The organism is Pseudomonas sp. Seg1, from assembly GCF_018326005.1.
GTDB lineage: Bacteria > Pseudomonadota > Gammaproteobacteria > Pseudomonadales > Pseudomonadaceae > Aquipseudomonas.
On sequence record NZ_AP021903.1, the window covers coordinates 1,304,203 to 1,315,503 of the forward strand.

Sequence of the window (11,301 nt, forward strand, 5' to 3'; positions counted from 1 at the left end):
GTTGTTCCTCGTGCTGTACAGCGGCGCTCGTCGACGGCCGCAAAGCGGGTCAACGTACGCGAAATTCTGGAGGGGCGTAAACAACATCGACCAGCAGAGCTGGCCGATGTGTGAAGCGATCAGCCGTAATTAAACGACTGGAGCACGCCAGTCATCGGAACCCGAAGTACCGGATACTTCGTGGGTCCAGGTGATTTTGCGGTAGGTGAACTGCACTTCTTCCAGGTGGGTGAAGTGCGAGTTGCCTGGGTCCTGGCAGTTGTGCATTTTGTTGTTGATGGCGACGATGATCGCGTCTTCCAGTTTGGTGGTGTAGTAGTGCTCTTGAGTACCTTGAGCCGAAGTGCGGTACCACTGGATAACGATTTCGCTCATGCGCTCGCCCGAGGTCAGAGCGGCTTGCAGCAGAGGCGAAGCCTTGTCGTAGACCTTGGTGATCACAACAGGTTTGTGAACGCGCTGACCGGTTGGCTGACCGGATTGCGGGTCACGCGGGATGATCACGTCGTGGCTGAAAGCCTGAACCATGACCTGGTCTTCGTGGCCTTCCTGGTAGGTGTTGCCAACGGAGTCGGCGGTGAAAGCGCCTGCAGTGATCAGGCCTTGTTTTTCGCCGGTAACCGACATGTACGCTGGTGTTGCCATGGGATGCTCTCCTTGCGGATAAATTTAAGGTGCCCGGGAGGCGAAATCGCCCGGTGGGTGCCTGACTGTTATCAAGGAGCGTGCCAGCTTTTGTGAGGTCCCCGGGAGCCGGGGGTGAAACCGCTCTGGCCTGCGCTTTGTAGGATTTTTCAGCGGGGATTCAGGGTAAAAGTGCGCAAGAAGTTGCGCAGTACTGCGCAACTTCTTGCGCACTTGGCTACAGGCCTTGTGGCGTATGGGCTGTAGCCAAGTTGGTAGCTGAAAATTGAAAACAAGTGCGCAACTTCTTGCGCATCATGGCTCTTCGCCGCCATTGGCCGGTCACGAATGACCGATCCATCGCCTCCTTTTGTCATTCCGTCACTGGTACGCCAGCCCCGGATTGGCGGACAGTCCCACCCCAGAGCCGCCCGGCAAACCACGCCGGGCCGGCCCGGGGGTTAAAAAGCGTCTTATTAATGAAACACTGCCCTCGGCTATACTCCCCGCATTTCGACCTAGGCACGAGGAATCACTGTGAAGAACTGGACGTTGCGCCAACGCATTTTGGCGAGCTTTGCGGTGATTATCGCGATCATGTTGCTGATGGTGGTCGTGTCGTATTCGCGGCTGCTGAAGATTGAAAGCAGTGAAAGCAGCGTGCGCGACGACGCGATCCCCGGGGTTTATTACAGCTCGATGATCCGCGGCGCCTGGGTCGACAGTTACCTGCAGACTCAGGAGTTGCTCGGGCTCAAGGAAGGGCAGGGCATCAGTAGCGAAGATGCCGCCGACTACAAGGCGTTCGAAAACCGCCTGCAAGAGCAGATGGCCAACTACCGCAATACCGTCACCACGGACGAGGATCGGGTCGAGTTCGCCGCGTTCGAGAAATATCACGACGCTTATATGCAGATTCAGGATCAGGTGCTGGATCTTCACAAGCGCAATCTGGAAGCCGACGCGGTCAAGCTGTTCAGCGAAAAGCTGACACCGACCTGGTACACCGGGCGCATGAAACTCAACGACATCATCAGCGAAAACAAGAAAGTCGCCGATCAGGCCATGGCCAATATCGACGATGCCGTCGCGGCAGCGAAGATCAGCATGTTCATCTCGCTGCTGGTGGCCGTGCTGGCCGCCGGTGCCTGTGGCTTGCTGCTGATGCGCGCGATCATGGCGCCGATGAACCGCATCGTGCAAATCCTCGAAATCATGCGCACCGGCGACTTGAGCAGCCGTTTGAACCTTGAGCGCAAAGACGAATTCGGCGCAGTGGAAACCGGCTTCAACGACATGATGACCGAGCTGACGTCGCTGGTTTCTCAGGCGCAGCGCTCCTCGGTGCAGGTGACCACCTCGGTGACCGAGATCGCCGCCACCTCCAAGCAACAGCAAGCCACTGCCACCGAAACCGCTGCCACGACCACCGAGATCGGCGCGACGTCCCGTGAGATCGCCGCCACCTCGCGGGATCTGGTGCGCACCATGACCGAAGTCTCCACCGCCGCCGATCAGGCCTCGGTGCTCGCCGGCTCCGGCCAGCAGGGCCTGGCGCGCATGGAAGACACCATGCATTCGGTGATGGGCGCGGCCGATCTGGTCAACGCCAAACTGGCGATCCTCAACGAGAAGGCCGGCAACATCAATCAGGTGGTGGTGACCATCGTCAAGGTCGCCGACCAGACCAACCTGCTCTCGCTCAACGCGGCGATCGAGGCGGAGAAAGCTGGCGAATACGGCCGCGGTTTCGCCGTGGTTGCCACCGAAGTACGGCGTCTGGCGGATCAGACTGCCGTCGCCACGTATGACATCGAACAAATGGTGCGCGAGATCCAGTCGGCGGTATCCGCAGGCGTGATGGGCATGGACAAGTTCTCGGAAGAAGTGCGTCGCGGCATGTCCGAAGTGCAGCAGGTCGGCGAGCAGCTGTCGCAGATCATCCACCAGGTGCAGGCGCTGGCGCCGCGGGTGTTGATGGTCAACGAAGGCATGCAGGCGCAGGCCACTGGCGCTGAGCAAATCAACCATGCGCTGGTGCAACTGGGCGACGCCAGCAGCCAGACCGTCGAGTCGTTGCGTCAGGCCAGTTTCGCCATCGACGAACTGAGCCAGGTGGCCGTCGGGCTGCGCAGCGGCGTCTCGCGATTCAAAGTCTGATGAGTGAAATCATCGCCAAACGCAGCGCCGCGCAAGTGGTGAAGCCGGCGTTGTTCCTGCTGTTTCGTATTGGCAGCGAGCGCTACGCTTTGCGCGCCACCGAGGTGGCGGAGGTGCTGCCGCGCCTGCCGTTGAAGCCGATTGCCCGCGCGCCGCATTGGGTCGCCGGGGTGTTTGCCTATCGTGGCGCGGTGGTGCCGGTCATCGACCTGAGTGCGCTGACGTTCGGTCAGCCTGCCGAGGCGCGCACCAGTACGCGATTGGTGTTGGTGCATTACCGCCCGGACGAAACGCAACCGACGCAATGGCTCGGACTGATTCTTGAGCAGGCCACCGACACCCTGCGTTGCCATCCGCACGAGTTTCAGCCTTACGGCCTCGATAACCGTGAGGCGCCGTACCTCGGCCCGGTGCGCGAGGATGCTCAGGGGTTGGTGCAATGGGTGCGGGTAAATGATTTGCTGGATGATTCGGTGCGCACTTTGCTGTTCCCCAATCCGCCGCGTGATCCGGCGCAGCTTGAGGCACAGCCATGAGCAGCGATCAGCGTTTTTTCGACTTCCTGAAGGAGCGTATCGGCCTCGACGTCACCTCGGTCGGTCCGGCAATTATTGAACGTGCCGTGCGCCAGCGCACGACGCTCTCGCAAGCGGCGCATGCCGACGAGTATTGGCAGTTGCTGCAAGTTTCGCGAGACGAACAACAGGCGCTGATCGAAGCGGTGATCGTCCCGGAAACGTGGTTTTTCCGTTATCCGGAATCCTTCACCACGCTGGGCAAACTGGCACGCAAGCGCCTCGCCGAATTGAACAACATGCGCGCGCTGCGCATCCTCAGCCTGCCGTGTTCGACCGGCGAAGAACCCTATTCGATTGCCATGGCCTTGCTCGATGCCGGGCTCAAACCGCATCAGTTCAAGGTCGACGGCATGGACGTCAGCCCGCTGTCGGTGGACAAGGCGCGGCGGGCGCTGTACGGCAAGAATTCGTTTCGCGGCCAGGATCTGGACTATCGCGAGCGGCACTTCACACCTGAACAGGACGGCCATCGGGTCAACGAAATCGTCCGCGAGCAGGTGCGTTTGCAGGTCGGCAATGTGCTCGATCCAACGCTATTGGCCAGTGAGCCAGCCTTCGATTTCGTGTTCTGCCGCAACCTGCTGATCTATTTCGATCAGCCGACCCAGAAGCAAGTGTTCGAAGTGCTCAAGCGCCTGACGCATGTCGACGGCGTGCTGTTCATCGGTCCGGCCGAGGGCAGTCTGCTCGGGCGGTTGGGCATGCGTTCGATTGGTATCCCGCAGTCGTTTGCCTTCAGTCGCCACAGCGATCCGCAGCCCGAGCCGGTGCCCATTCCCGCACCCGTCCCATTGCCGGTACGCCAACCCGTGCGCAGCACACCGCCGCCGCCCGTGCGTAATCGACCCTTTGCCTCCGTGACGTCGATGCCGGTGACCAGCAAAAGTGCGAATCCCGACGCGGCCACGCTATTGGCCAACATCGCCGCACTGGCCAACGAAGGCAAAAGCGCCGAGGCCCGCGCTGCGTGCGAGCAGTATTTGCGCAGCCATGAACCGGTGGCGCAGGTGTTTTACTGGCTCGGCCTGCTCAGCGATGTTGCAGGTCTGGCCCTCGAAGCCCAGGGTTACTACCGCAAGGCTTTGTACCTCGAACCGCAACACCCCGAAGCGCTGATGCACCTGGCCGCCTTGTTGCAGGCCCAGGGTGACAGCGCCGGTGCCAGACGATTGCAGGAACGCGCCGCCCGCAGCGGCCGTACCGCCGACAGTGAGCGTAAATGATGATCGCGTCCGACACCTTGAACGTCACCCACGAAGACGCCCGGGCCATCGATGACTGCTGGAACCGCATCGGCATCCACGGCGACAAGTCGTGTCCGTTGCTGGAAGAACATATTCATTGCCGTAACTGCTCGGTGTATTCCGCCGCCGCCACGCGCCTGCTCGATCGTTATGCCTTGCAGCAGGACGAGCGCGATCCAGTGGCGACGGCGCTTGAAACCGATCTGAAGACCCGTTCGCTGCTGATGTTCCGTCTCGGCGAAGAATGGCTCGGATTGGCCACTCGCAGCCTGGTAGAAGTGGCGCCGTTGCAGGCGATTCACTCGTTGCCGCACCAGCGCTCGCGGGCCTTGCTCGGTGTGGCGAATGTGCGCGGAGCGTTGGTAGCGTGCCTGTCGCTGGTCGAGCTGCTGGATCTGGACGGTAACTCGGCCCCGGCCAACGGTGCGCGGATCATGCCGCGCATGCTGATCATCGCTGCCGATGGCGGGCCGGTCGTAGTACCGGTGGATGAGGTCGACGGCATCCACGCCATCGATGAACGAATACTCGACGCCGCCTCACGTTCCGGCGCGCAGGCTAACGCCAGATACACCCGTGGCGTCCTGCAATATCGAGGTCGCAGTCTGCGTTGGCTGGATGAAGAACAGCTGCTGTTCGCCGTGACCCGGAGCCTCACATGACCCCCGAACAAATGCGCGACGCCTCCCTGCTGGAGCTGTTCAGCCTCGAAGCCGAAGCCCAGACCCAGGTACTCAGTGCCGGGCTGCTGGCGCTGGAGCGCAATCCGACCCAGGCCGATCAACTGGAGTCGTGCATGCGCGCGGCGCACTCGCTCAAGGGCGCGGCGCGGATCGTCGGCATCGACAGCGGCGTCAGCGTCGCGCATGTGATGGAGGACTGTCTGGTCAGCGCGCAGGAGGGGCGTTTGTTGCTGCGCCCGGAACACATCGACGCGTTGTTGCAGGGCACCGACCTGCTGATGCGCATCGCGACACCGGCGAACGCACCGCAACCGCCAGACATCGAGGCGTATGTCGCCTTGATGGGGCAATTGCTCGACCCTTCGACCCCGGTCACCCCGGTGGCTGCCCCGGTCATGGCCGAGTTGCAGCTTGAGCCGCCGCCCCGAATCGAACCGCTGCTGGCGCCTTCGGTGGAAATCCCTGTCGAGGTATCCGAGCCGACGCCACGCAAGAACAAACGCACCACCGAAGGTGGCGAGCGCGTATTGCGCGTCACCGCCGAACGCTTGAACAGCCTGCTCGACCTGTCGAGCAAGTCGCTGGTCGAAACCCAGCGCCTCAAGCCACATCTGGCGACCATGCAACGCCTCAAGCGCATGCAGAACAACGGCCTGCGCGCCCTGGAAAATCTCAACGTGCATCTCAAGGAGCATGCACTGAGCCTTGAGGCCCTGGAGTCGTTGGAAGATGCGCGGCGCTTGCTCGCCGAATCCCAGCAACTGCTGGCAGAAAAGAACGCCGAACTCGACGAGTTTGCCTGGCAGGCCAGCCAGCGCGCACAAGTGCTCTACGACACCGCTCTGGCTTGTCGCATGCGGCCGTTTGCCGATGTGCTCAGCGGTCAGACGCGCATGGTGCGTGACCTGGGGCGCAGCCTCGGCAAGCAGGTGCGGTTGGAGATCGAAGGCGAGAAAACCCAGGTCGACCGCGATGTGCTGGAAAAGCTTGAGGCGCCGCTCACGCATTTGTTGCGCAACGCGGTCGATCACGGCATCGAAACCCCGGAGCAGCGTTTGCTCAAGGGCAAGTCCGAGGAAGGCCTGATCCGCCTGCGGGCCTCGCATCAGGCCGGTTTGCTGGTCCTGGAATTGAGCGATGACGGCAACGGCGTCGATCTGGAAAAGGTCCGCCGTAGCATCATCGAACGACAATTATCACCGGCGGAGACTGCCGCGCAGTTGAGCGAAGAAGAGCTGCTGACGTTCCTGTTTCTGCCGGGATTCAGCCTGCGCGACACCGTCACCGAAGTGTCCGGGCGAGGCGTCGGGCTTGATGCTGTTCAGCACATGGTTCGTCAATTGCGCGGTGCGGTGGTGCTGGAGCAGACGGCGGGCGAGGGCAGTCGTTTTCATCTCGAAGTACCGTTGACCCTGTCGGTGGTGCGCAGTCTGGTGGTGGAAGTCGGCGAAGAGGCCTATGCCTTCCCGCTGGCGCACATCGAGCGCATGTGTGATCTGGCGCCGGACGACATCGTGCAGGTCGAAGGTCGTCAGCATTTCTGGCATGAAGGCCAGCACGTCGGCCTGGTCGCCGCCAGCCAGTTGCTCAACCGCCCGGCCAGCCAGAACAGCGGTGAAACCCTCAAAGTCGTGGTCATCCGCGAGCGCGATGCGGTCTACGGGGTGGCGGTCGAACGCTTCATTGGCGAGCGCACGCTGGTGGTATTGCCTCTGGACGAGCGTCTGGGCAAAGTGCAGGACATCTCCGCCGGCGCCTTGCTCGATGACGGTTCGGTGGTGCTGATCGTTGATGTCGAGGACATGCTGCGTTCGGTGGACAAGCTGCTCAATACCGGACGCCTGGAACGCATCGCCCGCCACGGCAATCAGGTCGCAGAAGCGGCACGCAAGCGCGTACTGGTGGTCGACGACTCGCTGACTGTGCGCGAACTGCAACGCAAGCTGCTGCTCAACCGTGGCTACGACGTGGCCGTCGCGGTGGATGGCATGGACGGCTGGAACGCACTGCGTTCGGAGGACTTCGATTTGCTCATCACCGATATCGACATGCCGCGCATGGACGGCATCGAACTGGTCACGCTGTTGCGTCGCGACAACCGTCTGCAATCGCTGCCGGTGATGGTGGTCTCGTACAAGGACCGCGAAGAAGACCGGCGCCGTGGACTGGACGCCGGCGCCGACTATTATTTAGCCAAAGCCAGTTTTCATGACGACGCCCTGCTCGACGCAGTGGTTGAGCTTATCGGAGGAGCGCGGGCATGAAGATCGCAATCGTCAACGACATGCCCATGGCGGTGGAGGCGCTGCGCCGGGCGCTGGCCTTCGAGCCGGCGCATCAGGTGGTCTGGGTCGCTTACAACGGCGCCGAAGCGGTGCAACTGTGCGCGCAAAATACCCCGGATCTGATCCTGATGGATCTGATCATGCCGGTGATGGACGGCGTCGAAGCCACCCGGCGCATCATGGCCGAAACCCCGTGCGCGATCGTCATTGTCACGGTCGACCGCCAGCAGAACGTGCACCGGGTCTTCGAGGCCATGGGCCACGGCGCGCTGGACGTGGTCGACACCCCGGCCCTCGGTGCCGGCAACGCTCAAGAAGCGGCGGCGCCATTGCTGCGCAAGATCCTCAATATTGGCTGGTTGATCGGCGAGAAAACCCCGCGTTCGCGTCCGGTGCCGACACCACAACGCAGCTCGGGCTCGTGCCAGCGGTTGGTGGCAATCGGTTCTTCCGCAGGCGGGCCGGCGGCACTGGAAGTGTTGCTCAAAGGCTTGCCGCGCAACTTTTCCGCGGCCATCGTGCTGGTGCAGCATGTGGATCAGGTGTTTGCAGCCGGCATGGCCGAATGGCTGGCCAGCGCCAGTGGCCTGGACGTGCGCCTCGCCCGCGAAGGCGAGCCGCCGCAAGCTGGCGCGGTGCTGTTGGCCGGCACCAACCACCATATTCGCTTGTTGAAAAACGGCACGCTGGCCTACACCGCCGAACCGGTCAACGAGATCTACCGACCCTCCATCGACGTGTTTTTCGAAAGCGTCGCCAGTTACTGGAACGGTGATGCGGTCGGGGTTTTATTGACCGGGATGGGACGCGACGGGGCGCAAGGGCTTAAGCTCATGCGCCAGCAGGGTTATCTGACCATCGCGCAGGACCAGCACAGCAGTGCGGTGTACGGCATGCCCAAGGCCGCCGCGGCCATTGATGCCGCCGTCGAAATTCGCCCACTGGAAAAGATAGCGCCACGATTGCTGGAGATTTTCCCCAAATGAACCGATTTATCCGCAATCCTGGCCCCCGCAGTACTCAGGTGACCGCCCATGAATGACTTACAGATCGACGACATTAAAACCGACGAAAACGCCGCCATGGTGTTGTTGGTGGACGATCAGGCGATGATCGGCGAAGCCGTGCGCCGTGGGCTGTCGAACGAAGAGAACATCGACTTCCACTTCTGCTCCGACCCGCATCAGGCCATCGCGCAAGCCGTGCGGATCAAGCCGACGGTGATCCTGCAGGATCTGGTGATGCCCGGCCTCGACGGCCTGAGTCTGGTACGCGAATACCGCAATCACCCGGCCACCAAGGACATCCCGATCATCGTCCTGTCGACCAAGGAAGACCCGTTGATCAAGAGCGCGGCGTTTTCCGCCGGGGCCAACGATTATCTGGTGAAACTGCCGGACACCATCGAGTTGGTGGCGCGCATCCGCTATCACTCGCGCTCCTACATGACCTTGTTGCAGCGGGATGCGGCGTACCGTGCGTTGCGGGTGAGCCAGCAGCAGTTGCTCGATACCAACCTGGTGCTGCAACGCCTGATGAACTCCGACGGCCTGACCGGACTGTCCAACCGCCGCCACTTCGACGAGTACCTGGAACTGGAATGGCGCCGTTCGCTGCGTGATCAGAGCCAGTTGTCGTTGCTGATGATCGACGTCGATTATTTCAAGTCGTACAACGACAGTTTTGGCCATGTCGAAGGCGACGAGGCGCTGCGCAAGGTCGCCACGGCGATACGCGATGCCAGCGCGCGACCGTCGGATTTGCCGGCACGTTATGGCGGTGAGGAGTTTGCCTTGGTGCTGCCGAACACCTCGCCGGGCGGTGCACGGCTGGTGGCGGAGAAGTTGCGCCAGACTGTGGCGGCGCTGAAGATTCCTCACAACACCCCGGGCGACGGTGCGAGCCTGACCATCAGTATCGGTCTGGCGACCATGGTGCCCGAGGCGGGTAGCGATTGCCGGCTGCTGATCTCGGCGGCGGATCGCGGGTTGTATCTGGCCAAGAACAACGGGAGAAATCAGGTGGGTATCGAATAGCGGGTCAGGACAGCTCTGAGGGATAAATGCATTCCCTGCGCTGTTTCATTGTTCTTTACCGGTCGAGGCTGCCAGCAGCAATTCACCGTAAAGCTTTTCGGCGCCCTGTTGACGAAAAACCCGATGTTCGATCGTCGCCAGTTGTTCTGTCCGCGCATCGATTGCCCGTTGTTTTGCCTGTTCTTCACCGAACGTGTTGACGTTGAATGACCGGGTCAGCCTTTTACCGTCACGGGCCGTTGTCTGCGCGATCCAGTAGGTGTTCTTGCCGTTTTTCTGTCTTGAAACACCCGCCAGGCCACTGGTATTACTTGAGCGGAGCTTTTGACGAATCGTACAGCTCAGAGGGGGTGGGAAACGGAGCATCTGCTCATTGCGAAACTTCACGGCAGCGGCATGCGCCGGGTGTTCACCTCCATGGCTGATAAATGGGAACTCCTTGTGAACCTTCACACTGCCTTCCCGATAAAGAAAAACACGCCATGCCATCGCTCCAGACTTCTTGTGGCGGATTCGGATGATGGCGTAGGAGTTGCTGCACGTAGCTTCAGCAGGGCGGTCGTTGCTCATGTTGGGCTCTTGTTCAGTTGCTGAGAGTCGGTCGGACTGATCAATCGACATACGTCACATACCCCGCCATCAGGTTTGGCCGCTGAAACGTGTCGATGTTGTTCACGCGTCGGTGCATCTCCCTGACTACCTGTTTGAACGTTGTATCGTCCATGTCGATCCAGAAACGCGGATTTCGGCCGGTGAGGCGGTCGTATTCGGCGGTAGTGGGGTCGAGGTGGCGGTATTCCTCGTATTGCGGCAGGTCGGGCAGGGGGCGGCTGACGTCCATGTAGTTCTGGATGAAATCCCACAGGGCGCACGCGGGTTGAGTCTCGGGGCCGGGGCAGAGCAGCGCGCCGAAGTTGATCATGATGTTGCGGTAGCGATGGGCGAGGTAGAGCACATTCATCGGCATGCCCTGACTGTCCGGGGACGTGGCGATGTAGGCGTCGAACTCGTAGAAGGGGGCGGTGAGTTCTCCGATGGTGCCGTTCTTTTTATATTCACCGTTGTTTTTGTAGTCGAAGACGGTGACCAGCCCGGTGCGGCGATTGAGTTCCCAGATCGGGCCTCGGGAGGGTTTTAGCCAGAGGCTGGGGAAGTGTTTTATGACGATTGAGCCGATTGCCCAGCATAGAAGTGGTACGCCGAGAATCCAGGAGAAGAAAACTTTAAACATGATTTGTGTAGATTCCCAAATAGACTCATCTCCTGTTGATATTCCTAAAAAATAAGTTGGGATGCTGACTAAAAGGAACAAAAAAAACAAAAAACGGCCCCCTCCAGACATATACATCCAGAAGTGGGAGCTTGCGGGAAGAAGGGCAAATCTGAACCTTTCGTGGTTATCCCTAATATGGAAGTCAATAAATTCATCCTGACTGGCGGTATAGGGGGTTGTGGCGATTTTTTCTTCACGTTCTTTCTTGAATCCTTCATGAAGACGAAGTTTTTCTGGTGTGAATTTTTCGAGAATATTTACAGGTATTAGTTTATCTGCGTTACCCCAAGGCAGTCTGACCTTGGCGAAACGTATAATCCACGGACGGCCAGTCGAGGGTTCTTGTTGCGGAACCTCATTCGTCCCGTAAGCAGTCTGGGCGTACCACGATTCATCATTCATTAATTACTATTCCGCG

At 60.4% G+C, this 11,301-nt stretch carries 10 protein-coding genes; 7 read left to right on the top strand and 3 right to left on the bottom strand.

What is annotated here, in order from left to right; genetic code table 11:
* Positions 1-129 precede the first annotated feature (129 nt).
* Entirely contained in the window at positions 130-645 is a 516-nt protein-coding gene (locus KI231_RS05615) for an Hcp family type VI secretion system effector (RefSeq protein WP_047601845.1), read from the bottom strand.
* A 516-nt stretch (positions 646-1,161) separates the two neighbouring features.
* Between KI231_RS05615 and KI231_RS05620 the strand changes: the two genes are divergently transcribed.
* Genes KI231_RS05620 through KI231_RS05650 form a run of 7 tightly spaced genes read left to right on the top strand, consistent with a single transcriptional unit; the run spans position 1,162 to position 9,610 of the window.
* Positions 1,162-2,784 (top strand): methyl-accepting chemotaxis protein, encoded by a 1,623-nt coding sequence (locus tag KI231_RS05620; protein ID WP_213027666.1) that lies wholly within the window; start codon positions 1,162-1,164, stop codon positions 2,782-2,784.
* Positions 2,784-3,320, top strand: a complete 537-nt coding sequence (locus KI231_RS05625; protein ID WP_213027667.1) for a chemotaxis protein CheW — start codon at positions 2,784-2,786, stop codon at positions 3,318-3,320. The genes KI231_RS05620 and KI231_RS05625 overlap by 1 nt, the downstream gene beginning before the upstream one ends.
* Positions 3,317-4,585, top strand: a complete 1,269-nt coding sequence (locus tag KI231_RS05630; protein WP_213027668.1) for a CheR family methyltransferase — start codon at positions 3,317-3,319, stop codon at positions 4,583-4,585. The genes KI231_RS05625 and KI231_RS05630 overlap by 4 nt, the downstream gene beginning before the upstream one ends.
* Positions 4,585-5,268 carry a chemotaxis protein CheW gene (locus KI231_RS05635; RefSeq protein WP_213028748.1) on the top strand — a complete coding sequence of 228 codons (684 nt, stop codon included), beginning with the start codon at positions 4,585-4,587 and terminating at the stop codon, positions 5,266-5,268. Before KI231_RS05630 ends, KI231_RS05635 begins: the two co-directional genes overlap by 1 nt.
* Entirely contained in the window at positions 5,265-7,553 is a 2,289-nt protein-coding gene (locus tag KI231_RS05640; protein ID WP_213027669.1) for a hybrid sensor histidine kinase/response regulator, read from the top strand. Before KI231_RS05635 ends, KI231_RS05640 begins: the two co-directional genes overlap by 4 nt.
* On the top strand, positions 7,550-8,560 hold the full coding sequence (locus tag KI231_RS05645) for a chemotaxis response regulator protein-glutamate methylesterase (protein WP_213027670.1): 1,011 nt from the start codon (positions 7,550-7,552) through the stop codon (positions 8,558-8,560). Before KI231_RS05640 ends, KI231_RS05645 begins: the two co-directional genes overlap by 4 nt.
* A 48-nt stretch (positions 8,561-8,608) precedes the next feature.
* Positions 8,609-9,610, top strand: coding sequence for a response regulator (locus tag KI231_RS05650; protein ID WP_103303078.1), 1,002 nt, complete (start codon positions 8,609-8,611; stop codon positions 9,608-9,610).
* A 45-nt stretch (positions 9,611-9,655) separates the two neighbouring features.
* Here KI231_RS05650 and KI231_RS05655 read toward each other — a convergent pair whose 3' ends face one another.
* Positions 9,656-10,180, bottom strand: a complete 525-nt coding sequence (locus KI231_RS05655) for an AP2/ERF family transcription factor (RefSeq protein ID WP_213027671.1) — start codon at positions 10,178-10,180, stop codon at positions 9,656-9,658.
* A 40-nt stretch (positions 10,181-10,220) separates the two neighbouring features.
* Positions 10,221-11,285 (bottom strand): hypothetical protein, encoded by a 1,065-nt coding sequence (locus KI231_RS05660; RefSeq protein WP_249412100.1) that lies wholly within the window; start codon positions 11,283-11,285, stop codon positions 10,221-10,223.
* Between the last annotated feature and the right edge of the window lie 16 nt (positions 11,286-11,301).

Excerpts from the sequence above, each read along its gene's own strand:
- KI231_RS05655 (WP_213027671.1), bottom strand. The coding sequence starts at position 10,180 with ATGAGCAACGACCGCCCTGCTGAAGCTACGTGCAGCAACTCCTACGCC.
- KI231_RS05625 (WP_213027667.1), top strand. The coding sequence starts at position 2,784 with ATGAGTGAAATCATCGCCAAACGCAGCGCCGCGCAAGTGGTGAAGCCG.
- KI231_RS05645 (WP_213027670.1), top strand. The coding sequence starts at position 7,550 with ATGAAGATCGCAATCGTCAACGACATGCCCATGGCGGTGGAGGCGCTG.
- KI231_RS05660 (WP_249412100.1), bottom strand. The coding sequence starts at position 11,285 with ATGAATGATGAATCGTGGTACGCCCAGACTGCTTACGGGACGAATGAG.
- KI231_RS05650 (WP_103303078.1), top strand. The coding sequence starts at position 8,609 with ATGAATGACTTACAGATCGACGACATTAAAACCGACGAAAACGCCGCC.
- KI231_RS05635 (WP_213028748.1), top strand. The coding sequence starts at position 4,585 with ATGATCGCGTCCGACACCTTGAACGTCACCCACGAAGACGCCCGGGCC.
- KI231_RS05615 (WP_047601845.1), bottom strand. The coding sequence starts at position 645 with ATGGCAACACCAGCGTACATGTCGGTTACCGGCGAAAAACAAGGCCTG.
- KI231_RS05640 (WP_213027669.1), top strand. The coding sequence starts at position 5,265 with ATGACCCCCGAACAAATGCGCGACGCCTCCCTGCTGGAGCTGTTCAGC.
- KI231_RS05630 (WP_213027668.1), top strand. The coding sequence starts at position 3,317 with ATGAGCAGCGATCAGCGTTTTTTCGACTTCCTGAAGGAGCGTATCGGC.